General features: G+C 64.8%; 30 protein-coding genes. 14 read left to right on the top strand and 16 right to left on the bottom strand.

The window, feature by feature from the left end; all coding sequences use genetic code 11:
• Window position 1: 1 nt before the first annotated feature.
• The 8 genes from AB7531_RS25805 to AB7531_RS25770 all read right to left on the bottom strand — a co-directional run bounded on the left by AB7531_RS25805 (window position 2) and on the right by AB7531_RS25770 (window position 5,984).
• On the bottom strand, window positions 2–727 hold the full coding sequence (locus tag AB7531_RS25805) for a sulfite exporter TauE/SafE family protein (protein ID WP_063986422.1): 726 nt from the start codon (window positions 725–727) through the stop codon (window positions 2–4).
• Between the two features lie 104 nt (window positions 728–831).
• Complete coding sequence (gene rpiB / locus AB7531_RS25800; RefSeq protein WP_063983716.1) at window positions 832–1,278, bottom strand: ribose 5-phosphate isomerase B; 447 nt, start codon at window positions 1,276–1,278, stop codon at window positions 832–834.
• Window positions 1,279–1,346: 68 nt separating this feature from the next.
• A complete protein-coding gene (locus AB7531_RS25795; protein ID WP_063983715.1) occupies window positions 1,347–2,141 on the bottom strand; it encodes a transporter substrate-binding domain-containing protein in 795 nt (264 codons plus the stop codon).
• Between the two features lie 19 nt (window positions 2,142–2,160).
• Complete coding sequence (locus AB7531_RS25790) at window positions 2,161–2,919, bottom strand: amino acid ABC transporter ATP-binding protein (protein ID WP_063983714.1); 759 nt, start codon at window positions 2,917–2,919, stop codon at window positions 2,161–2,163.
• 1 nt (window position 2,920) lies between these two features.
• A complete protein-coding gene (locus tag AB7531_RS25785) occupies window positions 2,921–3,589 on the bottom strand; it encodes an amino acid ABC transporter permease (protein ID WP_063986421.1) in 669 nt (222 codons plus the stop codon).
• 7 nt (window positions 3,590–3,596) lie between these two features.
• Window positions 3,597–4,280 (bottom strand): amino acid ABC transporter permease, encoded by a 684-nt coding sequence (locus AB7531_RS25780; RefSeq protein ID WP_063983713.1) that lies wholly within the window; start codon window positions 4,278–4,280, stop codon window positions 3,597–3,599.
• A 10-nt stretch (window positions 4,281–4,290) separates the two neighbouring features.
• Window positions 4,291–5,244 carry an NAD(P)-dependent oxidoreductase gene (locus AB7531_RS25775; RefSeq protein ID WP_354095448.1) on the bottom strand — a complete coding sequence of 318 codons (954 nt, stop codon included), beginning with the start codon at window positions 5,242–5,244 and terminating at the stop codon, window positions 4,291–4,293.
• Window positions 5,244–5,984, bottom strand: a complete 741-nt coding sequence (locus AB7531_RS25770; RefSeq protein ID WP_166095906.1) for a FadR/GntR family transcriptional regulator — start codon at window positions 5,982–5,984, stop codon at window positions 5,244–5,246. Before AB7531_RS25770 ends, AB7531_RS25775 begins: the two co-directional genes overlap by 1 nt.
• Window positions 5,985–6,164: 180 nt before the next feature.
• Here AB7531_RS25770 and AB7531_RS25765 point away from each other — a divergent pair, with 180 nt between their 5' ends.
• From AB7531_RS25765 to AB7531_RS25755, 3 genes are all read left to right on the top strand, one after another.
• The gene (locus AB7531_RS25765; RefSeq protein WP_063983710.1) at window positions 6,165–6,482 is read left to right on the top strand and encodes a hypothetical protein; all 318 of its coding nucleotides are present in this window, start codon (window positions 6,165–6,167) and stop codon (window positions 6,480–6,482) included.
• 77 nt (window positions 6,483–6,559) lie between these two features.
• Window positions 6,560–6,928, top strand: coding sequence for a GFA family protein (locus AB7531_RS25760; protein ID WP_063983709.1), 369 nt, complete (start codon window positions 6,560–6,562; stop codon window positions 6,926–6,928).
• A gap of 98 nt (window positions 6,929–7,026) precedes the next feature.
• Window positions 7,027–7,842, top strand: coding sequence for a DUF4886 domain-containing protein (locus AB7531_RS25755; protein WP_063983708.1), 816 nt, complete (start codon window positions 7,027–7,029; stop codon window positions 7,840–7,842).
• Window positions 7,843–7,984: 142 nt separating this feature from the next.
• On the opposite strand, the gene AB7531_RS25750 is transcribed toward AB7531_RS25755, so the two are convergent.
• Both AB7531_RS25750 and AB7531_RS25745 read right to left on the bottom strand, forming a co-directional pair.
• On the bottom strand, window positions 7,985–8,761 hold the full coding sequence (locus AB7531_RS25750; RefSeq protein ID WP_063983707.1) for an exodeoxyribonuclease III: 777 nt from the start codon (window positions 8,759–8,761) through the stop codon (window positions 7,985–7,987).
• Window positions 8,762–8,829: 68 nt separating this feature from the next.
• Complete coding sequence (locus tag AB7531_RS25745) at window positions 8,830–9,279, bottom strand: hypothetical protein (protein ID WP_231144883.1); 450 nt, start codon at window positions 9,277–9,279, stop codon at window positions 8,830–8,832.
• Between AB7531_RS25745 and AB7531_RS25740 the strand changes: the two genes are divergently transcribed.
• On the top strand, window positions 9,278–9,514 hold the full coding sequence (locus tag AB7531_RS25740) for a cysteine rich repeat-containing protein (protein WP_063983705.1): 237 nt from the start codon (window positions 9,278–9,280) through the stop codon (window positions 9,512–9,514). The two genes, AB7531_RS25745 and AB7531_RS25740, sit on opposite strands and share 2 nt — an antisense overlap.
• A 150-nt stretch (window positions 9,515–9,664) precedes the next feature.
• Here the strand turns inward: AB7531_RS25740 and alr are convergent, their stop codons facing one another.
• Both alr and AB7531_RS25730 read right to left on the bottom strand, forming a co-directional pair.
• A complete protein-coding gene (gene alr / locus AB7531_RS25735) occupies window positions 9,665–10,948 on the bottom strand; it encodes an alanine racemase (RefSeq protein WP_063983704.1) in 1,284 nt (427 codons plus the stop codon).
• 46 nt (window positions 10,949–10,994) lie between these two features.
• The gene (locus AB7531_RS25730) at window positions 10,995–12,503 is read right to left on the bottom strand and encodes a replicative DNA helicase (protein WP_063983703.1); all 1,509 of its coding nucleotides are present in this window, start codon (window positions 12,501–12,503) and stop codon (window positions 10,995–10,997) included.
• Between the two features lie 442 nt (window positions 12,504–12,945).
• On the opposite strand from AB7531_RS25730, the gene AB7531_RS25725 reads away from it, so the two are divergent.
• The 4 genes from AB7531_RS25725 to AB7531_RS25710 all read left to right on the top strand — a co-directional run bounded on the left by AB7531_RS25725 (window position 12,946) and on the right by AB7531_RS25710 (window position 15,736).
• Window positions 12,946–13,251 carry a hypothetical protein gene (locus AB7531_RS25725; RefSeq protein ID WP_231144886.1) on the top strand — a complete coding sequence of 102 codons (306 nt, stop codon included), beginning with the start codon at window positions 12,946–12,948 and terminating at the stop codon, window positions 13,249–13,251.
• 312 nt (window positions 13,252–13,563) lie between these two features.
• A complete protein-coding gene (locus tag AB7531_RS25720) occupies window positions 13,564–14,553 on the top strand; it encodes a hypothetical protein (protein WP_063986420.1) in 990 nt (329 codons plus the stop codon).
• 108 nt (window positions 14,554–14,661) lie between these two features.
• Window positions 14,662–15,258 carry a TetR/AcrR family transcriptional regulator gene (locus AB7531_RS25715; RefSeq protein ID WP_231144888.1) on the top strand — a complete coding sequence of 199 codons (597 nt, stop codon included), beginning with the start codon at window positions 14,662–14,664 and terminating at the stop codon, window positions 15,256–15,258.
• A gap of 10 nt (window positions 15,259–15,268) precedes the next feature.
• Window positions 15,269–15,736, top strand: a complete 468-nt coding sequence (locus AB7531_RS25710) for a PaaI family thioesterase (RefSeq protein ID WP_028149711.1) — start codon at window positions 15,269–15,271, stop codon at window positions 15,734–15,736.
• 36 nt (window positions 15,737–15,772) lie between these two features.
• Here the strand turns inward: AB7531_RS25710 and rplI are convergent, their stop codons facing one another.
• The 4 genes from rplI to rpsF all read right to left on the bottom strand — a co-directional run bounded on the left by rplI (window position 15,773) and on the right by rpsF (window position 18,281).
• Complete coding sequence (rplI, locus tag AB7531_RS25705) at window positions 15,773–16,375, bottom strand: 50S ribosomal protein L9 (RefSeq protein WP_063983702.1); 603 nt, start codon at window positions 16,373–16,375, stop codon at window positions 15,773–15,775.
• A gap of 48 nt (window positions 16,376–16,423) precedes the next feature.
• Window positions 16,424–17,401, bottom strand: coding sequence for a hypothetical protein (locus AB7531_RS25700; protein WP_063983701.1), 978 nt, complete (start codon window positions 17,399–17,401; stop codon window positions 16,424–16,426).
• A gap of 128 nt (window positions 17,402–17,529) precedes the next feature.
• On the bottom strand, window positions 17,530–17,769 hold the full coding sequence (gene rpsR, locus AB7531_RS25695; protein ID WP_007592020.1) for a 30S ribosomal protein S18: 240 nt from the start codon (window positions 17,767–17,769) through the stop codon (window positions 17,530–17,532).
• 5 nt (window positions 17,770–17,774) lie between these two features.
• Complete coding sequence (rpsF, locus tag AB7531_RS25690; protein WP_014495806.1) at window positions 17,775–18,281, bottom strand: 30S ribosomal protein S6; 507 nt, start codon at window positions 18,279–18,281, stop codon at window positions 17,775–17,777.
• Between the two features lie 345 nt (window positions 18,282–18,626).
• On the opposite strand from rpsF, the gene AB7531_RS25685 reads away from it, so the two are divergent.
• From AB7531_RS25685 to fabF, 6 genes are all read left to right on the top strand, one after another.
• A complete protein-coding gene (locus AB7531_RS25685; protein WP_063983699.1) occupies window positions 18,627–19,331 on the top strand; it encodes a TetR/AcrR family transcriptional regulator C-terminal domain-containing protein in 705 nt (234 codons plus the stop codon).
• A 3-nt stretch (window positions 19,332–19,334) separates the two neighbouring features.
• Window positions 19,335–20,360: a fatty acid desaturase family protein gene (locus tag AB7531_RS25680; RefSeq protein WP_063983698.1), complete on the top strand. Its 1,026-nt coding sequence runs from the start codon at window positions 19,335–19,337 to the stop codon at window positions 20,358–20,360.
• 172 nt (window positions 20,361–20,532) lie between these two features.
• The gene (gene fabD / locus AB7531_RS25675; protein WP_063986419.1) at window positions 20,533–21,492 is read left to right on the top strand and encodes an ACP S-malonyltransferase; all 960 of its coding nucleotides are present in this window, start codon (window positions 20,533–20,535) and stop codon (window positions 21,490–21,492) included.
• A gap of 12 nt (window positions 21,493–21,504) precedes the next feature.
• Complete coding sequence (gene fabG / locus AB7531_RS25670; RefSeq protein WP_028147729.1) at window positions 21,505–22,242, top strand: 3-oxoacyl-[acyl-carrier-protein] reductase; 738 nt, start codon at window positions 21,505–21,507, stop codon at window positions 22,240–22,242.
• 307 nt (window positions 22,243–22,549) lie between these two features.
• On the top strand, window positions 22,550–22,789 hold the full coding sequence (locus AB7531_RS25665) for an acyl carrier protein (protein WP_008130699.1): 240 nt from the start codon (window positions 22,550–22,552) through the stop codon (window positions 22,787–22,789).
• Between the two features lie 108 nt (window positions 22,790–22,897).
• Window positions 22,898–24,163 (top strand): beta-ketoacyl-ACP synthase II, encoded by a 1,266-nt coding sequence (gene fabF / locus AB7531_RS25660; RefSeq protein WP_063983697.1) that lies wholly within the window; start codon window positions 22,898–22,900, stop codon window positions 24,161–24,163.
• The last annotated feature ends 105 nt before the right edge of the window (window positions 24,164–24,268 follow it).

Raw genomic sequence — 24,268 nt, 5'->3', positions numbered from 1 at the left:
ATTACGACTGCGTTGCGTTCCAGAGCATGGAGAGCCCGGCCGCGATCATGATCGCGTCCATCACCAGGCGGAACATCTCCGGCTTGAGATGCAGCACGAAGCGTTTTGCGATGAAGGCGCCCGACATCAGCGAGGAGCCTGCGACCAGGCCCTTGATGAAGACGTCCTGCGTCAGCGCGCCGAAACGTTCGAAGGTCACGGACTTCGCGAAGTAGAGGCCGAGTGAGGAGGCCGCCTCGGTTGCGAGGAAGGCGCCCTTGGACAGGCCGTAGAACAGGAACAGCGGCACGCTGAGCGGGCCGGTCGAGACCACGATGCCGGTGAGATAGCCGATGATCGCCCCGCCGATCGCGAGGTGCCAGAGATTGGCCTTGAGATCGTGCCGCGCCAGCCAGTGCCGCACCGGCACCATCGCGATCAGGAAGACGCCGATGGCGAGATCGACGGCGTGCGAGGGGAGCGCGAGCAGCGTGCGCGCGCCCAGCACGGCGGCCGGAATGCCCGTCACCGAATAGGCCGCGCAGGCCCGCCAGTCGACCTCGCGCCACCACGCCAGGATCCGCGAGAAGTTCGCCATCACGGAGGCGACCGCCATGATCGGCACGGCTTCCTTCGGCCCATAGGCATAGACCAGCACCGGCATCAGCATGATCGACGACCCCGTGCCGACGATGCCTGAGACGGTGCCGGCGATCAGGCCGACGATGAGGACGAAGAGAAAGGCCAAGGTGCTCTCCACGAATCGGGAGAGTTTAGCCGTGGCCGGCGATGCGGGCGATCCATTCCAGGCGAGGGAACCAATCGCTCAGCGCATGCCATCCCGGCCGGCCGTCAGCCTTGCTCGTCCATGATGCGCAGCTTCTCGACGCGGCGGCGAAAATCCTCGTCCGTAGAGAATTCGGCGGAGAGATAGGACGAGACCAGATCCACGGCGAGCCAGGCGCCGACGATCTGCGCGCCGATGCACATGACGTTGACGTCGTCATGCTCGACGCTCTGATGGGCGGAATGAACGTCGTGGCAGACCGCGGCGCGAATGCCCTTCATCTTGTTGGCCGCGATCGAGGCGCCGACGCCGGTGCCACACACCATGATGCCGCGTGCGGCTTCGCCTGACGTCACCTTCTGCGCAACGGCCCGCGCGATGTCGGGGAAATCCACCGGCTTGTCGTCATAGGAGCCGACATCGACGACGTCGTGGCCGAGGCTGCGGATGTGGTCGATAACGGTCTGCTTGAGCGGCCAGCCGGCGTGGTCGGATCCGATGACGAGACGCATGTGATGTCCTTCTTGATTTTATGTTGGTCGTGACAGCCGCTTCGCGGCTGCCACGATTTTCCCTGGTTTCAGCTGCGCATGTCGGGCGGCAGCTCGACCCCATGGAATTTCTTGTAGATCGCGTTGAGCTTGCCGTTCTTGACGTTCTCGGTGATCCAGGCGTTGAGCTTGTCCATCAGGCGCTGCTCACCCTTCTTCAGGCCGATCGCGAGGTCGAAGGTCGCCAGCGGAATCCGTGACTCGAACACGCGCGACGGGTTCTTCACCCCGATCTGGTTGATGATCGTCGCCGACGAGGCGACGCAGTCGACCTGGCCGGAGACGGCCGCCGTCACCATCGTGGCGTCGTCGTCGTAGCGCGAGATCTTGAGGTCCTTGTCCTTCATGTTGGACAGGGTGGTGTCCTGCGTGGTGCCGCGGGAGACGCCGATCGGCTTGTCTTTCAGGTCGGGCCAGTCCTTGACGGTCGAGGATTTGAGGCAGCCGACGTCGGACTGCAGCGTCGCATAGCGCTTCGTGAAGTCGATGACCTTGGCGCGATCGGGCGTCACCGACAGGGTCGAGATGATGATGTCGGCCTTGCCGGTCAGGACGTTGGGGATGCGCGTCGCACCGGTGGTCTGGATGAATTCGAGCTCGAGCCCCCAATCCTTGGCGAGCAGTTGCGCCACTTCGACGTCGGAGCCGGTCGGCTTCATGCTGCTGTCCATCATGCCCGAGGGCGGAATGGCGACGTCCGTCGAGATGCGGATTTTCTTGGCCTGCGTGATGTCGTCGAGCAGGTCGGCCGACGCCGGCGTGGCTGATATCATGACGAGGCCGAACAGCGCGGTGGCGGTCCCCAGCAGTGTCTTGTTTGTCATCCTTGGTTCTCCTCTCCTGTTATGATTTTAAGTTTCCAGTGCCCACGAATTGCGTGAGTTCGGGCGTCGCCGGCGACGTCAGGATCGAGGCGGGGCCGGTCTCGTGGACCTTGCCCCGATGCATGAAGACGATCCGGTCGGCGATGCCTTTGGCAAAACCCATCTCATGGGTGACCATCACCATGGTCATGCCGTCCGCCGCCAATTGCTCGATTACCTTCAGCACCTCGCCAGTAAGCTCGGGATCGAGCGCGGAGGTGACCTCGTCGAACAGCATCACTTTCGGCTGCATCGCGAGCGAGCGGGCGATCGCCGCGCGCTGCTGCTGGCCGCCCGAGAGCTGCTCGGGATAGGCGTGCAGCTTCTCCTCGAGCCCGACCTGCGCGAGCACTTTTCGGGCGAGGTCCCTGGCTTGCGAGGCGGCCATGCCCTTCACGGCGCAGGGGGCGAGCGTGATGTTCTGTTCGATCGTGAGATGTGGAAACAGATTGTAGCTCTGGAACACGATGCCGACGTCCTGGCGCAGCGCGCGCAGATCGACATCAGGGCGGTCGACGCGATGCCCGCACACGACGATCTCGCCCCCGTCGACCTTCTCGAAGCGGTCGATGCAGCGCAGCGCCGTGCTCTTGCCGGAGCCGGAGCGGCCGATCAGTGCCAGCACCTCGCCGCGTTCGACGGCAAAGGAGACGCCATCGAGCACCCGCAGCGGGCCAAAGCTCTTCTGCACGTCGCGGAGCGACACGATCGGTTCGGAGGAGGAGGGGTTTTGCTGCATGTCAGGCTGGTGCGAGGTTGGACCTGCCACGCCCCATCCGCCGTTCCAGCTTCTGGCTGAACAGGGACAGGGGATAGCACATGGTGAAATAGACGACGGCGATGATCGCGTAGATGGCGAACGGCTCGAACAGCGAGTTGTTGACGATCTGGCCCGACCGCATCAGCTCGACGAAGCCGACGACCGAGGCGAGCGAGGTATTCTTGATGATCTGCACCATGAAGCCGACGGTCGGCGGCGTCGCGATGCGGATCGCCTGCGGCAGGATCACCTTCATCATGCGCTGGGTCCGGCTCAGCGCGAGGCCTTCGGCGGCCTCCCATTGCGGCTTCGGCACCGACTGGATGCAGCCGCGCCAGATCTCGCCGAGATAGGCCGAGACATAGAGCGTGAGCGAGGCGCCGGCGGCAGCTAACGGCGAGACCTTGAGGCCGATCGCGGCGAGGCCGAAATAGCCGAGGAACAGGATGACGAGCAGCGGCGTACCCTGGATCAGCTGGACATAGACGCCGCTGGCGATCCGCACCGACTTGAGCGGCGAGATGCGCGCGAGCGCAATCACGAAGCCGACAATGCCGCCGCCGATCAGCGCGATCACGGACAGGCCAATCGTCCACAGCGCGCCCTGGCCGAGGAACATCAGATGATTGATGTTGAGATGTCCGCCCATGGTCATCTCACAACGGTGTGCCGAGCCGGCGCCGGCGCGGAAACAGCACGAGGCCTAGGCCCCAGAAGCCTGCGCGCATCACCAGCGACAGGATGACGTAGAGCACGGCGACGATGATGTAGGTCTCGAAGGCGCGATAGGTGTCCGACTGGATGTAGTTGGCGACGGCGGTGAGTTCCTCCGCCGAGATCTGCGAGCAGACCGAGGAAGCCAGCATCAGCAGTACGAACTGGCTGGTCAGCGCCGGATAGACCTTCTCGATCGCCGGCAGCAGGATGATGTGCCAGTAGATTTGCAGTCGCGACAGCGCCAGCCCTTCGGCGGCCTCGATCTGTCCGCGCGGGATCGCTTCGAAACCGGCGCGCATGATCTCGGCGGTGTAGGCGCCGACATTGATCGTCAACGCGGCCACCGCCACGGTGAAGGCGGAGAATTTCAGGCCGAGGCTGGCGAGGCCGAAATAGACCAGAAAGATCTGTACCAGCAGTGGCGTGTTGCGGATGGTCTCGACATAGCCTTTGCAGGCGCCCGCGATCAGCGGGCTTCGTGAGCCGCGGCCGACGGCTGCGAGCGTGCCGAACAGGGCGCCGAGCACCGTCGCGAAGGCCGCCAACTCCAGCGTCAGCGCCGCGCCGGCCAGAAAATTCGGCCAACGCTCCAGCACCGCGGGAAAGTCGAGTTGGAGGCTCATCGTATCAGGTTCAGCCGGTGGTCTGGTTGGTCATGCGGTCATAGACGCGGAACAGCGCCTGGTTGCCGTTGCTGCCTTCGCCATGCGCGCGTGCGTCCACGTACTGGCTGGTGACGAGCGCGGTGCCGGGCAACGGCACGCTCAGCGCCTGTGCGTGCTCTTGCACCAGGCGGAGATCCTTGAGCTGGAGATCGATCCGGAAGCCGGCGGAGACGTCGCCCGCGATCATCGCGGGGCCGAGCTTGTCGAGCATCCAGGAGGCGGCGGAGCCGCCGAGCAGAACGCGACGCAGCAGATTGAGATCGATGCCGGAAGCGCGCCCGAGCGCCAGCGCCTCGCAGATCGCCTGGATGTTGATGCCACAGATCAACTGATTGCAGAGTTTCACGGTCTGGCCCGCGCCGGACGCGCCGACATGCGTGATGGTCGTCCCCATTGCGCGGAAGAACGGCTCGGCCCGCGCGAAGGCCGCCGCATCGCCGCCGGCCATGATCGAGAGCGCAGCGTTCTTGGCGCCCACGGGCCCGCCCGAGACCGGCGCGTCGATGAAGCTGACGCCGGCCTTTTGCAGGTCGGCATGGATGCGGCGGACGGCGACTGGCGAGATCGTGCTCATGTCGACGATCAGCTTGCCGGGCGGGGGAGACTTCAGGAGACCATGTTCGCCGTAGACGGTCGCCTCGACATGAGGCGTGTCGGGCAACATGGTGATGACGATGTCAGCGCCTTGCGCGGCGTCAGCGGGGCTGTTGGCGCCGGCCGCGCCTTCCTTGACGCTGTCGGCCAAGGCGGCTTCGTTGAGATCGAAGACGCGAACCGCATGCCCGGCCACCAGGAGGTTGCGCACCATCTCGCGGCCCATCGTGCCGATACCGATGAAGCCGACATTGCCCTTGTCGTTCCGTCCCATGTCAGTCGTCCGTTTCTTGGTTGAGTGGTTTCTTGCTTGTTGGCCTGCCGCGATCAGCCTGAGGCGCTGGTCTTGTCGATGTCGCCGACGACGGCGCGCCTGCGGTATTCGTCGCCAATGGCAAAATGCTTGCGCAGCGTCGCATCCGCTCGCTCGGGGTCGCGCGCGATGATCGCGTCGAAGATGCGCCGATGGTCGTCGATCAGGTACGTCTTCATCGACGGGAAGGCCTGCACCAGCTCGCGGCGGCTGCGATGCGAATGCGTCAGCAGCCCCGCCAGCGAACCGTGCAAGACCGTCAGCGTTTCCGAATGCGATGCCACGACGATGGCGCGATGGAATTCGAAGTCGGCCATGCCGCCGGCATCGGCCTCGTCGATCGTATCTCCGATCTTCGCGAGCGCACGCTGCAGGCGTTCGAAATCGGCAATGTTGGCGCGCTCGCAGGCGAGCCGGATCGCCTGACACTCGATCGCGACACGCGCCTGCATGACGTCATCGAGCATGTCCGCCTGCTGGGCGAGCGCGAAGGTGAAGAAGTCGTTCAGCACCGAGACGTCCGGCTGCGTCACCACGGTGCCGATGCGGTCGCGGATCTCGACGATGCCGAGCACGGTGAGGGCGCGTAGCGCCTCGCGGACGATCGGCCGGCTGACGCCGAGGAGGGTCGCCAGCTCGCGCTCGGAAATCAGGCGGTCGCCGGGCTTGAGCGAGCCCGCAAGCAGGCGTTCGCGCAGGAAGGCGAACACCTTCTCGAACCCTTTTTCGCCCTCAGTGGCCCGCTTCACTTCCATCCCGGTCTCTTCTTGGTCTGATCTTGGTCAGACCAGTAGGCTAACCAGGGCGTCGGCGTCAAGAGCCTTGGTTAATTGCGGGTGTCGCAGGCGCGGCTAATCCGATCAGTTCCCCGGCCGGATCCTTCAAATTTGAGGCGTATTGATCGGAGCGCTCACTCAAAGAATTTGAGGTCCGCGATGCCCGATCATCATTCTTTCTCCGCCCTCGACCGTCATGCGGCGCTCAGCGGATCCGACAACGGCTTTCCCTGGTATGCGGGCGCGATGCTCGCGGTCGAAGCGAGCGAGGTGGTGCGGCTGCGCTGCGAGAAGCTCAGCCACGGCGACGAGGGCGCTCGGCAGGAGGCCGTGCTGATGGTCAGCGAGAAGATCGCCGCGGCTTTCGAGGCGGCCGCGAGCCTGCTTGCGGGAGCAACGCCGGCCGCGATCGTCCAGCGCTACCGCGAGCACGTGGCCGCGAACGCCAGGCGGCTGTCCGCGAACGAGGCTCCATGACCGAGTTGCGCTGCTGACAGCATGTTGGCAGCAGGGGCAAGCTACGACCATCTCCTGACAAAACGGAGAGCGGGTCCATGCCGATCGAGGCAAGCTGTCATTGCGGTGAGACGGTGTTCGAGGTGACGGAGGCGCCGGCGAGCGTGACGCGCTGCACCTGCTCACTCTGCGCCAAGCGGGGCGCGTTGTGGGCCTATTACACGCCGGCGCAATTTCGCCTGCTGTCGCCGCCGGAAAGTGTGGCGACCTATCTCTGGGGCAGCCGCACGGTCAAGCATCATTTCTGCGCGAGCTGCGGCTGCGGTACTTATTCGGAGTCGCCGGACTGGTCGACCGGCAAGGCCGATTTCGACAATCCCAAGGTTGCGGTGAACGCGCGCCTGTTCGACGATTTCGATCTCGATGCCGTGCCGGTGAACATGATCGACGGCAGGAATTTGTGGTGAGCATGCAGGGCGCGCGCATGTCCGCTGCGCGTCTGTGACCTTGAGGCGATTTTGAAAAGCTGATTTGGTCCGGCCCCAGAGAAAAAGGGGGGGAAGCCATGATGCGTCGTTTTGCGCGAGTGATGCTCGCAATGTGTCTGGCCGTTGCAGCCGGCTTCAACGCGCAGGCGCAGACCAAACCGAAGGTCACGACATCAGGACCTGACTTCCCCAAGGCCGCGCTGTTCGTCGGCAACAGCTTCTTCTACTACAACAACGGCATGCCCGGGCATCTCTCCTTCATGGAGCGCGCGGCTGATGCTGACAACAAGGCGGCGTACCGCAACACCATGGCTACGATCGGCGGCTCCGGCCTCGATTGGCACGACATGGACAATCTGCTGCGGCCGGGCGGCATCGGCGCCTATTCCTTCGACGAGCAGAACAACGTCGTCTTCAACAAGCCGGGCAGGCAGTTCGACGCCGTCGTCATGATGGATTGCAGCCAGTGCCCGATCCATCCGCAATTGAAGGACGCGTTCGCGACCTTCGCCAAGAAGGACAGCGAGATCGTCCGTGCCCACGGCATGCGGCCGGTGTTCTTTATGTCCTGGGCCTATGCCGACAAGCCGGAGATGACGGAAGCCTTGGCCGAGGCCTATACGCTCGCCGGCAATGCCAATGATGCGCTCGTGATTCCCGCAGGCCTCGCCTTCGCGCGCGTGCGCAAGCTCCAGCCGGAGCTCAATCTGTATGCGCCGGACAAGCGACACCCGAGTCCGGCGGGCACGTATCTGGCAACCTGTGTGACGCTCGCCGCGCTGACCGGGCGCTCGCCGGTCGGCAATTCCTATGCGACGGGCTTGGATGCGGAGACCACCCAACTGCTGCAAAAGGCGGCGTGGGATACGGTGCAGGAGTATTACGGGCGTTGATCTGGCGCGATCTCGTAGGGTGGGCAAAGCGACTTGTCCGCCGTAGCTAGAAGAGCGAAGGCGGAAGCGTGCCCACCACCTTACTCGCGATAGAAGATGGTGGGCACGGCGCAAGAGCGCCTTTGCCCACCCTACGGCACCGTCAACGCTCCTTCAGAACCACCCACGCCGGCGCGTGATCGCTCGCCCCTTCCTCGCCGCGCACCTTCTTGTCGACACCCGCCTTGGCCAGACGCGAGACCAGGGCGGGGCTCAGCAGGAGATGATCGAGTCTGAGGCCCGCATCGCGCGGCCAGCGGTTTCGCTTGTAGTCCCAGAACGTGTAGATGCGTTTCTCCGGATTCAGTTCGCGGATCGCATCACACCAACCCTGTTCAATGAGCGAGGCAAACGCAGCGCGGCTCTTCGGCTGAATCAAGGCATCCTTGTCCCATGACCGCGTCGGATAGATGTCGATCTCATTAGGCGCGACGTTGTAGTCGCCGGCGAGCACCACGGGCAGATCCTGCTTGATGAAGGTCTTGGCGTGGCGCTTGAGGCGCGCGAACCAGTCGAGCTTGTAGTCGAATTTCGGCCCCGGCTGCGGATTGCCGTTCGGCAGGTAAATGCTGGTGACGATGATTCCGCGCACGGCGGCCTCGATGTAGCGGGCTTCGCGATCATCAGGCTTTCCCGGCAAGCGGTCGCGCGTGAGAATGGGCTCGGCATTGCGGGCGAGGATGGCGACGCCGTTCCACGTCTTCTGTCCACGCCACACCGCGCCGTAACCGGCCTGTTCGATGGCCGCTGCCGGAAATTCGCCGTCGGCTGCCTTCAGTTCCTGGAGCGCGACGACATCAGGCTTCGCCGCGCTCAGCCAACGCAACAGGTTGGGCAGGCGGCGGTTGACATTGTTGATGTTGAACGTCGCGATCCTCATGGGCCCAACGACTGGAAATCTTCAGAAATGACTCGCTACCGTTGTCATCGGCGTTCCACGATGTATGCTTACAACCCAAAATTGCCGATCAACACGACGGAGGTTTGACGATGACCAAGCTTTGCCTTGCCGTAGTCGTGGCCGCAACCGCATTTTCCGGAGTGGCTCTTGCTGCCGAGAAAATGGAAATCGCCTGTAGGGTGGAATATTTCAAATACTGCCCCAGTGTCGTGCCGGGGGGCGGGCGCATTGTTGCTTGCCTGAACAGGTACAGGAGCCATATCGGCAACGCGTGCAAAGAGAGCATGGATGCGTGGGTTATCGATAACAAGGTGCGCGGATAATAGAGCGCGATGAGATCGATGAAGCATCATCGCCCCTAGGACCACGGGCGAGGCAGCGACATCAGGCTTCGCCGCGCGGTCGTAGGACAGATTCGGTTGACGTTGAGTGCCGCAATCTTCATGTAGAGATTGCGGCCGCGGTCGTTTGCGCCGCCACCGGAGATCCAAATCCATGTTGAAGTCCAGTCTGAGCCTCGCCATCGTCGCATTCGTCGTCGCATTCGTCGTCGCGTTCTCCGGTGTCTCGTCGGCACAATCGTCCGATCCACGCGGCGCGTGCAAGGCGGACTATGACAAATTCTGCGCCGGCATCGCGCCCGGTGGCGGCAAGATCATCGCCTGCCTCAACGCCAAGCGCGATCAGCTCAGCGCGTCCTGCAAGACGGCGCTCGACAGCCGGAAGAAGTAAGTCTCGTGTCCCGGACGCGGCGCAGCGTGTGACGCTGCTCCGCAGAGCCGGGACCCAGAAAGCGACAGAGTACGGTGCGAGAAGATGGCCCCGGCTCTGCAGCGCATTGCTGAAGAAGCGCTGCGCCGCGCCCGAAGAACGGGCGCGTCCCTAACTCGGCAGCGGCGGCGGGCTCGCGGGCTGCTCGATCGGCGGCGGGGAGGGCGGCTGCTCGGCCGCCTGCACCAGCGCGGGCTCCGGCTTGACCAGCGGCTCCACCTCATTGCCGCCCTTGTAGACGCGGGCGTAGCGGTGGCCGAGGCTGGTCAGCACCTCGTAGCCGATCGTGCCGAAATGATGCGCGAGCTCGTCGACGGTGATGCCCTCGCCGAGCAGCGTCACCATGTGGCCGCGCCGCGCCGCGTTCGGGGCCAAGTCGGTGATGTCGATCGCGATCAGGTCCATCGAAACGCGGCCCGCGACCGGGCAGCGCTTGCCGGCGACAACGACCTCGGCGCCGCGGGTGCCGTCATTGGAGCTGGCGGCGCGGAAATAGCCGTCGGCATAGCCGACTGCGATGATTGCGAGTTTTGTCGGCCGCCGCGCGGTCCAGGTGCCGCCATAGCCGACGCTCTCGCCGCGTTCGACATTGCGGGTCTGCACGATGCGCGCCTTGAGGTCGACCACCGGCTGCATCGGGTTGTCGGCCTCAGGCGTCGGGTTGACGCCGTAGAGCGCTGCGCCCGGCCGCACCAGGTCGAACTGGAAGGGCGCGCCGAGGAAGATTCCGGAGGAATTGGCAAGCGCAGCCGGCACGCCGGAAAATTCGCTGGCGATACTGCGGAAGGTTGCCAGCTGTTTTGCATTCACGGGACTGTTGAGCTGCTCGGCCGAGACCAGATGGCTCATCACCAGCGTGATGCCGTGATCGCCGGCGTTGATGCGGGGGATGATGGCCTGCGCGTCCGCAAGCGTCAGCCCGAGCCGGTTCATGCCGGTGTCGATGTGAACAGCGGCGCCTCCGGTCCAGCCGGTGCGGCGGCAGAACACGTCCCATTCGGCAAGCTCGTTGAGATCGCCGATCACCGGCCGGCAATTGATCCTGGCGTAGTGCTCGCCGGTGTTCTGGAAATAGCCGCCGAGCACGTAGATCGCGGCTTCCGGCACGGCTTCGCGCACAGTGCGCGCTTCCTCGATGGTGGCGACGAAGAAGGTCTTGCAACCGGCCTTGCTCAGGGCCCGCGAGACCTGCGCGGCGCCGCAGCCATAGGCATCGGCCTTGATCACGGCCGAGCATTCGGCCGGCACGGCCGTCTTCTCGAGCTTGCGCCAATTGGCGATGATGGCGTCGAGATCGACGGTGAGCACGCCGCCATAGGCTGCGAGCGCGGCAGCCTGATTGGCCTCCGCGGAGAGGAGGCCGGATTGCGGGATCATTTTCGGGTCGGACGCCATTGTCATGGCGCCGTTTTACGCAAGAGGCCGGTCTGGTTCAAGGAACTCAGTAGTCGTTGCCGCTGCGAACCGGCAACTGACTGTCAGGCGCGAGGTCGCCGAACCTGGTGACCGAGGCTTCGAACGCCAAATCGACGGTGCCGGTCGGGCCGTGGCGCTGCTTGCCGATGATGACCTCGGCTTTTCCGTGCGCAAGACTCATGTCAAGCTGCCACTTCTCGTGTTCAGGCGTGCCTGGGCGGGGCTCCTTCATCGCGAGGTAATATTCCTCGCGGTAAACGAACAGGACGACGTCGGCGTCCTGCTCGATTGATCCGGATTCACGCAAGTCGGAGAGCTGCGGCCGTTTGTCGTCGCGGGATTCGACTTGGCGTGAGAGCTGGGACAGCGCGATCACGGGAACGTTGAGCTCCTTGGCCAGCGCCTTCAGGCTGGTCGTGATCTCCGTGATTTCCTGTACTCGGTTGTCACTCCGCTTGCCGGATCCGGAGAGCAACTGGATGTAGTCGATCACGAGGAGATCGAGGCCCTTCTGCCGCTTCAGCCGGCGCGCGCGTGCCATCAGCTGCGCGATCGACAGGCCGCCGGTCGCGTCGACATAGAACGGCAGCGACTGCAGCTCGATCGAGACTTCCCGGATCTTGTCGAAATCGGCTTCCGAGATGCCGCCGCGGCGGATGTGGGAGGAGGGAATGCCGGTGCGCTCGGCGACGATACGCGTGGCGAGCTGGTCGGCCGACATTTCGCAGGAGAAGAAGCCGATCACGCCGCCATTGGCGGCCTTCATGGTGCCGTCAGCCTGGACCTCGCCGACATAGGCCTTGGCGACGTTGTAGGCGACGTTGGTCGCCAGCGAAGTCTTGCCCATGCCCGGGCGTCCGGCCACAATGATGAGGTCGGAGTGCTGGAGGCCGCCCATCTTGGTGTCGAGGTCGCGCATGCCGGTCGAGATGCCGGACAGCTTTCCATCGCGCTGGAACGCTTTGGCCGCGAGATCGACCGCGACCGCCAACGCCTGCGAGAATTTCTGGAAGCCGCCGTCATAACGGCCGGATTCGGCGAGTTCGTACAGGCGGCGCTCGGCGTCCTCGATCTGCGCCCGCGGCGCGAAGTCGACCGGCGCGTCATAGGCGACATTGACCATGTCCTCGCCGATGCCGATCAGGTCGCGTCGCAGCGCCAGATCATAGATGGTGCGGCCGTAGTCCTGGGCGTTGATGATGGTGGTTGCTTCCGCCGCGAGCCGCGCCAGATATTGCCCGATGGTCATGCCGCCGACATCGGTGTCGGCCGGGAGGAACGTCTTCAGCGTGACGGGCGTGGCGATCTTGCCCATCCGGATCAGGCTGCTGGCCGTCTCGTAGATGGTCTGATGCAGCGGCTCGAAATAATGCTTCGGCTCGAGGAAGTCGGAGACGCGGTAGAAGGCGTCGTTGTTGACCAGGATCGCGCCGAGAAGGCTCTGTTCCGCCTCGATATTATGCGGCGCGCTCCGATACGCCGGAGTTCCGGGCTCGGGCGCGAGTTTGAGGACGTTCGAATCAGTCAGGGCCATGGTCGAGCGTTAGCAATTTTCTGGGGCGGATACGGGGCCGGGATAAAGCGCCGCCTCAGGCCAAAGCGGAAGCAAAAGCTGACCGCTATCAACCGCTCAGTTAAAATGGTGGATGATTGGCAGCCGCGGCACGCGCCGCGCTTGACGGTTTTTGCGGAACTCGCCCGTCCCGGAAGCGGCCGTGACCGCGCCACGGAAAACTCCGGGTGACATGAACCTAATGGATTGGCGCGCAGACGTATCAAGAAGCGCGCGAAATGACGCACGCCGGGAGCTTTGGGCTCGGATTCAGACCAGCAGGAGGTAGACCAGCGCAACCAAGGCCGCTCCGACGCCGGTGGCGATCAGAGCGTAATCGGTGCGGAGGTCGTCCTGCACGTCGAATGAGGTTTGGGTCCGCTTGCTCATGGCGACGGTCTAAGCCGGGCCCGACGAGACTTATGTGAAACAGATCACATCTCCCCGGATTCTTTCGGGGTACGACCCGGAACAGGAAGGCGGTCGGGGGGTTGTCTCCCGCCACCAGGGAACGAGGCGAGCGATGCGGCCAGAACGGCAGCACCAGAATTGGCGAAGCGAGGCGGCCAGCCGGCTTTGGTTGTCGGGGCTGATCGCGGCCATGCAGCACGCCGAGCGGCCCGAAGTGCGGCGCGAGCCGGTCTCGCCCGAGACCCTCGCGGACCTGCGGGCGCAACTGGCGTTAACAGCCTCTTTCCGATCGTCCCAGATCTCGACCCTGCGTCATTAGGATTCATTTACCAACCAGCGTCAGGTCCGGGTTCGGCGCCGCCTTCGCGCGCACGATGACGGGTGTCTGCGGCGTCGTGACTTTGCGACGATGTGCCGCTTCCGACAGGCGACGCGTCGTCTCACGAGGCCACCGGCACTCGAACAAGCTGCAGCGCTATTGCGCTGTGATCACAGCCGATATTCCAAAAGCGCTTAATCACATCCTTGCGTGTGGAGGCTGCTTCCATTCGCGGCTCAATCCGCTAAAAGGTGACCCGCCGCCGCGCCTTATGCCGGCTGCATTCGCGTAAATTCAATGGAGATGATGGGAATGTCGAGCCGAGCGCTCAGCCTCGCGACGGTATTTCTTCTGATCGGCTTCGGCGTGACCGATACCGTCCTTGCGCAGGCGACGAACCTCGAGGCCGGCAAGGCCCCATCCCAGCTTTTCGCGCAGACCTGCAGTGCCTGCCACAAGAGCCCGCGCGGTCTGTTGAAGACGGTGGCGCCGGGCTCGCTGCCGGGCTTCCTGCGCCAGCACTACACGACCAGCTCCGACATGGCCGGCGTGCTCGCGTCCTACCTCGTCTCCAACGGTGCCACCGACACCCGCTACCAGGCCAAGGACGGCAAGGACAAAAAGGACGGCGCCAAGGAGAAGGAAGCCAATACCGCGCCCGGCCAGGCGCCGGACCATCAGGGGCGCCGCCAGCGCTCCCAGGACGCCGCCAAGCCGGACGGCGAGGCTGCCGCGCCCGAGGGCGCCCGTCAGAAGCGCGCGGCACGGCCACCCGAGGAGGGATCGAAGGAAGGTGCGAAGCCCGAGGGCCAGGCCGCGCCCGAGGGACGCAAAGCTAAGCGTCGCGCCAAGCCCGGGACCGAGGAAGCACCGAAGGTCGACGCCGCCGCGCCGGCCATTGAAGACAAGAAGAGCGAGCCGAAGGCCGAGACCAAGCCTGACACGACCAGGCCCGACTCGGCCAAGGTCGAGCCCGGCCGTGACGAGGCGAAGCCCGAGAACAAGCCGGCAGAGAAGCCCGCTGAGGCCAGGCCGGATAGTGCCAAGGTCGAGCCGCGCGGCAGCGATACTCCGGCGCTGCGGCCCGATCCGGTACCGCAGGTCACGCCGGCTGCACCGTCTGCCGCCGCGAAGCCCGCCGAGGCCAAGCCGGCGGAGGAGGCTGCTAAGCCGGCCGCGCCTGCCGTGAGCTCCGAGCCGGCAGCCAAGCCGCAGGAGCCTGCACCGCCCGCGACCGCTGCGGCCCCGCCCGCGGCGCCAGCCGACTCGTCCGGTCCGCCCACACCGCCGATTTCGCGCTAAGCGAGCCAGATTTTCCGTCGATTTGCGAAGGCCGCACGCATCGCGGCCTTCGCATCGTCTTGACCGCAATTAGAGCGTTACTCTAGAGTGATGCTCTAGGAGGCGTCGATGACGACGAGCGTGCGTGACGACCTGTTGGCGGCCGGGCTTTTCGTATTCGACCGCGTCGGCTTCGAAGCCGCGACGGTGGCAGCGATCCGCGCCCGGGCACGCGCCTCCAACGGCAGCTTCTTTCATGTCTTCGGATCGAAGAAGGAACTGGCGGGCGCGCTTTTCCTGGAGGTGCTGCGGCACTATCACGCCGCGGTGCTGGCCGCGCTCGATCCGATGCCGAGGGCCGGGCAGGGCATCGATCGGTTGATCCGGGCCCATCTCGACTGGGTGGTGTCGAGCCGGCGCGAGGCCCGCTATCTCTTCGAGATATCGCGCAGCGAATGGAGCGAGGACGTCCGCGACGCTCAGCGCGCGCAGAATGCGCGCCTTGCCGAAGGCATCGAGCGCTGGCGCGCGCCGTTGGTTGCCGGCGGCGAGCTCTTGCCGATGACGCCGGTGATGTTCGTCAGCCAGCTCATCGGCCCTGCCCAGATCTTCTGCCGCGCCTTTCTCTCGGGACGTGACCGCGCCGATCCGCGCAGCGAAGCCGACACGCTTGTCGCCTGTGCCATCCGTGCGCTGCGGCCGCCCGATCGCATCCACAAGCAATAGGAGAAGCCGCATGCGAGCCGAAGCAGATCCCGAATTCGCAGCTGTAGCCGAGCGCATCCACGCCAATGTCGGCCGTCAGGGGTTTATGAACCTGGTGGGCGCCGAGCTCTCGGAATTGTCGCGCGGCACTTGCACGATTGCGGTCGCGCGCCGGCCCGAGCTGCTCCAGCAGCACGGCTTCTTCCACGGCGGCGTCACCGCCTTCCTGGTCGACAACGCCACGACGATCGCGGCGGCGACCTCGCGCGGCCAGCCGGCGTTGACGGCGGAATACAAGCTCAATCTGTTGTCGCCGGCGGTCGGCGAGAAACTGATCTGCCGGGCCAGGGTGATCAAGCCGGGCCGCCAGGTCTCGGTGGTCGCGGCCGACGTGTTTTGCGTCAACGACGGTGTCGAGAAGCACACGGCAACTGCGCTCGCTTCGATCGCGATGCTGAGCGAGGACGTCGCCGCGAAAACGAAAAGCCCGGCCGCCTGAGGCGGCCGGGCGTCGCAACCTGCGCGAACGCGGGTCTTACTTCTCGGTCTCGTCCGCAGCCGGCGCCGGCTCGTCGTCCTGCTGGGCTTCCGGATCGAAGAACTCGCCGGCGGCGGCGATCGCTTCGGCGGCCGCATCGCGGTCCTCGTTGCGGGTCGAGATGTCCTCGCCGCGGTTGATGCGCTCGGCCTCGTCCTGGCTGCGCGCAACCGTGACGGAAACCTCGACCTCGACCTCGGGGTGAACGGCGACGGTGATGGTGTGCTTGCCGATGGTCTTGATCGGCGCGTCGAGCTGCACTTGCGGGCGCTCAAGCGAGACACCGTCGGCTTCGAACGCAATGACGACGTCGCGCACCGTGACCGAGCCGAACAGCTGGCCGGCTTCGGAAGCCTGACGGATCACGATGATGTTCTTGCCTTGGATCTTCTCGGCGACCTTGGACGCCTCGCCCTTGGACTGGAGGTTGCGAGCCTCGAGATCGGCCTTCATGCCGTCGTACTTGGCGCGGTTGTCGGCGGTGGCGCGCAGCGCCTTGCCGCGCTTGAGCAGGAAATTGCGGGCATAGCCGTCGCGAACCTTCACGACTTCGCCCATCTGGCCGAGCTTGCTCACGCGTTCCAGCAAAATGACTTCCATATTCGTTCTCCTTTGAAGTGTTGAGTGAGTTGGGTTTTGGGGTTGAACTTAAGAGGTTGGCAGCGGCGGTGGCTGGCGGCTGCGCAGGAAGCGCTCGCGGAAGCCGAACACGGCATCCGCGAGGCCGAGGATCACCATCGCGATGACGGGCCAGCCGAACACCACGACGACGGCATAGGTCGAACCGAGCCAGAAGGTGCGGCTCTTCAGCGCCAGCGTCAGCGTATGCAGCACGGCAAATCCGGTCAGCGCATAGCCCATCATCAGCGCCGCCGTCGTGATCTGCGCGACCATCGCGAGCAACCCGCCGGTGAAGCAGAACGCGAGCGCGATGCAGAGCGCCACCAGCGTCATCGGCGGCAGCTCGGCCGTCATCATGTCCGGCCACGGACGCAGCAGGCGGCCCGATGTCGCCGTTATCTTGCCGCTGAGCCAGAGATTGAGGGTGAGCGTCATCATCGCGACGATGGTGGCGGCGGCCGGAGCGATCAGCACCAGCGCGTCGACGAACTGACCGGCTTCGCCTGACGTCTGCGGGTCGGCGGTGCGGAGCAGGCGCATCAAGCCGCGCCGCAGCGTGCCGGTGATGGTCTCGGCGTCGGTGCCGAGGGTGAGCAGGGCGGCGATCGTGGTCAGCGCGGCGAAGCCCGCGATCCACAGCAGGATGCGACCGACCGGATACCATTCGAGCTCGGGCTCGGCCGGCGGCTCGGTGGTGGCTTCCGGCGCGACGGGTCCAACCCGCCGGCTGAGCAGGACGAGATGGCCGAGCCACCACGCGGGCAGCGCGACGGTCACGGCAAAGGCGATGCAGTAGGGCAGGCCGAACAGGGCCCCGAGGCCGATCGCAGCTGCGATGCCGCCGAGGCTCGCGCAAAGCGGGCCCCAGCCGATCGAGGCGACCATCAGCGGCAGCGGTGCGAGATAGAACAGGACGAGCGAGATCAGCGCGCCCGATACGATCGAGGCGAACATCAGGGCCGACGCAGCGCCGGCGATCAGAGCTATCAGTCCAAGAGTCATCATCAGCTGTCCCGCTCCCTTCGAGCGGTTAGAGGCATCTTGCCCCAACCATCGGCGACCGGACGACCCGGAAGCCTTATGAAACCAAAAAAGCGCGGCCGGCGGCGATGTCGCCGCCGGCCGAATTCGTCTTAGCGAATGACGTAGGGCAGCAGGCCCAGGAAGCGCGCGCGCTTGATGGCGCGGGCGAGCTCACGCTGCTTCTTGGCCGACACCGCGGTGATGCGGCTCGGCACGATCTTGCCGCGCTCGGAAACGTAGCGCATCAAGAGCTTGGAGTCCTTGTAGTCGATCTTCGGAGCATTTGCGCCCGTGAACGGGCAGCTCTTGCGACGACGGAAAAACGGACGGCGTGCACCAGCTTCAGCCATTGATCTTACTCCGCATCCGGCGTTGTCGTTTCAGCTTCGTCGCGCGGACGGCGCGGACCGCGGTCACCGCGGAAGCCACCACCGTCGCGATCGCCGCCACGGAAACCACCCTCGCGGTCGCCACGGAAGCCACCGCCTTCACGATCGCCGCGGAAGCCGCCGCCACGGTCGTCACGCTCGCGGTCACGGTCAGCCTTGCGCATCATCGCCGACGGGCCTTCCTCGAGCTCCTCGACGCGGACGCTGAGATAGCGGATCACGTCTTCGCTGATGCGCTCCTGGCGCTCGATCTCGGCGATCGCCGCGGACGGCGCGTCGATGTTGAGCAGCACGAAGTGCGCCTTGCGGTTCTTGTTCATGCGGTAGGTGAGGGAGCGAACGCCCCAATTCTCGGTCTTGGTGACCTTGCCGCCGAGACCCTCGACGATGCCGGTCATCTGCGCAGTCAGCTCTTCGACCTGCTGCGTGCTCGCGTCTTGGCGCGCGAGAAAAACATGCTCATAGAGAGCCATAATGGTCCTTTCCTCATGTTGGCGCATCGCCCGGCGTCAAGCCCTTAAGAGGCCTTCGGAAAGGACTCTGGGATTAAGCTCAGAAGGCGGAAACACGGGACGACGGGCCGACTGGCCCTGCCACACCAAAATCACGAATGATTTGCTGAGACCGTCCGTTCAGCTCCCGGCCGGGGTCTGCGGATGGCGCGCTTATACGGATTTTGGCCGGCTTTGCAAGGTTGGAGGCCGTGCTTTCGGCCCCGGATGGTTCCGGTGCGGGCAGCGGGACCGGTCCTCGCGGACCATACCAGCTTGATTTATTTGTTTGTATAGCATACAAATAAATCAACGCAGAGGACCCCAATGGCGGAAAAGTCGGTCCATGAGCCGTTAGAGGCGGCTGGCGACCCCAAGCATGCGGCACGGGCCACACGTTCGGCCGGCCGCAAGATGCGGTCGCTGCTGCTGGATGCGGCGAGCCCGCTGTTCAGGGAGCGGGGGCTGTCCGGCACGGCCATCACCGACATCGCCGCCGCCGCGGACGCGTTCCCGAGCCAGATCACCTATTACTTCCGCACCAAGGAGGCGCTGTTCGTCGAATGCGCTTGCCGAGAGCTGCTGTATCTGGCGCGGGCGACGGAGCAGGCAGCGCTGAAAGCGCGCACGCCGCGGGACTATACCCGCGCGCTAGCCGAGACCGTGACGGCGAGCGATTCGGTCGCCTTCTTCGCAGAGGCGCTGACGCTGACCCGGCGGCGCCAGGATCTTGCGCCGCTGGTCGAGCGCACCATCGAGCGCCTGCACGGTGAAGGCGCACGCGCCTATGCGAGCCAGGTCGCGCGGCACGGCTGGCGCTCCCTGCGTGCGCCCGACGAAAGCTCGCGGCGGTTCTGGGCCGTCGCCATCGGCGTCATTCTCGAGGGGTACGCCATGGGCCGGTCGCCGGATGAATTGTGCGCCGAGATGCTGCGTGTGCTTGGCGAGCAGGCGAAATCAGCCAGCGACACGGCGCGCCTCCGTCTGGTCGACGAGCGCGACGCATCTGGCAATTCGAATGAGGAGGGTTAGGCCATGACTGCACTTCGCATGCGTGCCCGCGATTTCCTGACCGACGACCAGCTCGCCGACGTGCGCCAGCGCGTGACCTGGAAAGGCGTCGCGCTGATCGCCCACGCCTGGGCACTCATTGTCGCAGCGATCGCTTTGGTGGCGTGGTGGCCCAACCCGATCACCTACATTCTCGCCGTTGCCATCATCGGTTCGCGCCAGCTCGGGCTCGCGATCCTGATGCATGACGGCGCGCATGGCTGCCTGTCCGCTGACGAGAAGACCAATCTGACCCTGAGCCAATGGTTCTGCGCCTATCCTCTCTTCGCGGAGACGCGCAGCTATCGGCGCTATCACCTTCAGCATCACGCGCGCACCCAGCAGGAGGATGACCCCGATCTCGTGCTGTCGGCGCCGTTTCCGATCACCAGGCTGAGCTATCGCCGCAAGTTCATTCGCGACATCACCGGGCAGACCGGCTACCAGCAGCGCAAGGCGCAACTGCTCAATGCGCTCGGGCCGAAGGACTGGACGTTGCGGCAGCGCGCGGCGCATTTCTGGGAGAAACTCGGCCCGCAATGTCTCGCCAATACCGCGATGTTCGCAGCGCTCGCGGCGGCCGGCGTGTGGTGGGCCTATCCGCTTTTATGGCTGGTGCCGCTGTTGACCTGGATGATGGTCATCACCCGCATCCGCAACATCGCCGAGCACGCCGTCGTGCCCGACAGCAGCGATCCCTTGCGCAACACCCGCACCACGCATGCGAATTTTCTCGAGCGGCTGTTCATCGCGCCGTACTACGTGAACTATCACCTCGAGCATCATCTCTTGTTCTACGTGCCCTGCTACAATCTGCCGAAGGTGCATCGGCTGCTGAGTGCGAGCCGGCACGCAGATCGCATGGAGGTGCAGCCGGGCTACGCCGCGGTGCTGCGGCTCGCGACCGCGAAGCCGGACCGGGATGACCGGCCCGGGCAACTCGTGAACAGCGCCCGCCGTGCGCAGGCAGGGGCCGCGGTCGACGCCAATCAGACCAATGGCGGATTCTAGGGCCGGCATTCCCCGTTGAATCCCGGGCGAAGTTCCTATCTTGGCTTGACATTCCGGCCCCGGACAGTGTCTACGGCCCCCTTTGGAGCATGATCCGGAACCATGGCCTAAGGCCGTGCGTCATCGGCTGCCGGTTCTCGCAGGGATCACGCCCGACAAGCAGGGAGCGCCGATGACGGCAGCATTCACATTTCCAGGGCAGGGGTCCCAGGCGGTTGGCATGGGCAAGGCCTTGGCCGACGCCTTTCCGGTGGCGCGCGCCGTGTTCGACGAGGTCGATGCCGCGCTTGGGGAGAAGCTGACGGCGATCATCTGGGATGGTCCTGCAGAAACGCTCCTGCTTACCGAGAACGCCCAGCCGGCGCTGATGGCGGTATCTGTCGCCACGCTGCGCGTGCTGGAGGCCGAAGCCGGGTTTTCCGTGGGGCGGGATGCGGCCTTCGTCGCCGGCCACTCGCTCGGTGAATATTCGGCGCTGGCTGCGGCCGGCAGCCTGACGATCTCGGACACCGCGCGGTTGCTTCGCACCCGCGGTCTCGCAATGCAAAAAGCCGTGCCGGTCGGCGCCGGTGCGATGGCCGCTCTCCTTGGTCTCGACTACGAGGCCGCCATGGAGGTCGCAGGCGAGGCGGCACAGGGCCAGGTCTGCCAGGCCGCCAACGACAATGGCGGCGGGCAGGTGGTCGTCTCCGGCGACAAGGCTGCGGTCGATCGCGCCGTCGAGATTGCCAAGACCAAGGGTGCCAAGCGCGCAATGCTGCTGCCGGTGTCCGCACCGTTCCATTGCAAGTTGATGCAGCCCGCCGCCGACGCCATGGCGGAGGCGCTGGCGAAGGTCACGATCAAGGCGCCGGCGGCGCCGCTGGTGTCGAACGTGCTGGCGAGCGCCATCAGCGATCCCGACGAGATCCGTCGCCGCCTGGTCGAGCAAGTCACCGGCACGGTGCGCTGGCGCGAGTCGGTTGCCTATATGGCAGGGCAGGGCGTCAACCGCTTCTTCGAGATCGGCGCTGGCAAGGTGCTGTCGGGTCTCGTCAAGCGCATTGCGGACGGCGCTGTCGGCGTGTCGGTCGGTGGTCCCAACGACATTGCCGCCGCCAAGGATGCATTGGCCGCTGCGAAGCAGGCCTAGAGGAGTTTTTCAATGTTCGACCTGACTGGCAAAAAGGCGCTCGTCACCGGCGCGACCGGCGGCATCGGCGGCGCGATCGCGCAGGCGCTGCACGCGCAGGGTGCTACCGTTGCGATTTCCGGAACGCGCAAGGAAGTGCTGGATGAGCTTGCCGGCAAGCTCGGCGAGCGTACCCATGTGCTGCCCTGCAATCTCTCCAAGGCCGACGAGGTCGAGGCGCTGGTGCCCGCTGCGGAAGCCGCGATGGGGCAGGTCGACATTCTCGTCGCCAATGCCGGCATCACCCGTGACAATCTCTTCGTCCAGCTCCGCGACGAGGACTGGGAGGAGGTCATCAACATCAACCTGACCTCGACCTTCCGGCTGGCGCGCGCCGCGACCAAGCTGATGATGCGCAAGCGCTTCGGCCGTATCATTGCCATCACGTCGATCGTCGGCGTCACCGGCAATCCCGGGCAGGGCAACTACACGGCATCGAAGGCCGGCCTGATCGGCATGATCAAGACGCTCGGTGCCGAATACGCCAAGCGCGGCGTGACCGCGAACTGCATCGCTCCGGGCTTCATCAAGACGCCGATGACCGATGCGCTCAACGACAAGCAGCGCGAGACGATTCTGGCCAAGGTTCCGGCTGCCCGCCTGGGGACGCCGGAGGACATCGCAGCCGCCGCCGTCTACCTGAGTTCGAACGAAGCGGCCTACGTCACAGGACAAACCATCCACGTCAACGGCGGCATGGCCATGATCTGACGTCTCCTTCCGCACTGCCCACATGGGCGGTGCGGGATGCGGCAAACGGCCGTTTCCGGTGCGAAATGAGGCTTGTAGTCAAGGCAGTTGAAGTATGATAACCGGACGCTCAACGGATGGGCAAAGAACGCCATTGCAGGTTTTTGAAACCCTGTATATTGGCGATGCGGAGCCTTGGCCGTCTCGCCGGGCCTGCATCGGTTAAGATGGGGCCAATCAAAGTTCGTAAGCGAAGGCAGTCAACGACCACGACGGCTCGTATCGTCCCGGGGGGTCGGGTCTACAGGGAACAACACGAGGTTATGCAATGAGTGACATTGGCGAGCGGGTTAAGAAGATCGTGGTCGAACACCTTGGTGTTGAACCCGAGAAGGTTGTCGACGCTGCGAGCTTCATCGACGACCTCGGCGCCGACAGTCTGGACACCGTCGAGCTGGTGATGGCGTTCGAAGAAGAATTCGGTTGCGAGATTCCGGACGACGCCGCGGAGACGATTCTCACCGTCGGCGACGCCACGAAGTTTCTCGAGAAGAACGCGAAGAGCTAAGGCTCTTCATTTTCGCGGGGACAACATTGAAACCGGACGGGCCGCTGACCAGCGGTCAGCCGGTTTCTTGTTATTGGCCGTGAATCTTTCGATGCGGAGTTTTCGAACATGAGGCGGGTTGTCGTCACTGGTCTCGGCATGGTGTCGCCGCTCGGCTGCGGCGTCGAACCGACCTGGAAACGCATCCTCAACGGCGAAAGCGGCGCACGCAGGATCGAGAGCTTCGATGTCTCCGATCTTCAGACCAAATACGCCTGCACCGTCGTGCGCGGCGACGGCACGAACGATACTTTCAATCCCGATACCTGGATGGAGCCGAAGGACCAGCGCAAGGTCGACGACTTCATCATCTTCGGCATGGCCGCAGCCGGCCAGGCGCTCGATGATGCCAACTGGCATCCCGAGACCGAAGAGGACAAGTGTGCGACCGGCACCATGATCGGTTCCGGCATCGGCGGCCTCACCGGCATTGCCGAAACCGCGATCCTCCTGAAGGAGCGCGGACCGCGCCGGGTGTCGCCGTTCTTCATTCCGGGCCGCCTCATCAATCTTGCCTCCGGCTACGTCTCGATCGCGCACGGCCTGAAGGGGCCGAACCATTCGGTGGTCACGGCCTGCTCGACCGGTGCACATGCGGTGGGCGACGCCGCCCGCCTGATTGCGCTGGCCGATGCCGACGTCATGGTTGCCGGTGGCGCCGAGTCGCCGATCAGCCGGATCGGCATTGCCGGCTTCAACGCCGCGCGCGCGCTCTCGACCGGCTTCAACGAAACGCCCGAGAAGGCATCGCGTCCCTACGACAAGGACCGCGACGGCTTCGTGATGGGCGAGGGCGCCGGCGTGCTCGTCCTGGAAGAACTCGAGCACGCTCAGCGCCGCGGCGCCAAGATCTACGCCGAGGTGATCGGCTACGGTCTTTCGGGCGATGCCTACCACATCACCTCGCCGTCGCCCGATGGCGATGGCGGCTTCCGCAGCATGGCGGCAGCGCTCAAGCGCGCCGGCCTCACGGCATCCGATCTCGACTACATCAACGCCCACGGCACCTCGACACCGCTCGGCGACGAGATCGAGCTCGGTGCGGTCGAGCGGCTGCTCGGCAACGCCGCTTCCAAGGTCGCGATGTCCTCGACCAAATCCTCGACCGGCCATCTCCTTGGTGCCGCCGGCGCGATCGAGGCGATCTTCGCCATTCTCGCGATTCGCGATAATGTCGTGCCGCCGACCATCAATCTGGACAATCCGTCGGTGGAGACTGCGATCGATCTCGTGCCGCACATTGCGAAGCAGCGCGAGGTCAACGTCGCGTTGTCGAATTCTTTTGGTTTTGGCGGTACCAACGCGTCGGTGATCTTCCGCCGCCTGGTTCATTAGTTTGCGTTTGAAACGAATCCACCGTTTTGCCGTATTCAGCGATAGTCATACCCCGTGGGCGCGTGCATTGGCTCGACAAGCGATTGTCTGGCCGCGATTGAACCG

Origin of the sequence: Bradyrhizobium sp. 63_E2_N1_3 (assembly GCF_052076005.1) — a bacterium.
GTDB lineage: Bacteria > Pseudomonadota > Alphaproteobacteria > Rhizobiales > Xanthobacteraceae > Bradyrhizobium > Bradyrhizobium barranii.
This window is presented reverse-complemented; position numbering and strand designations above follow the sequence as displayed.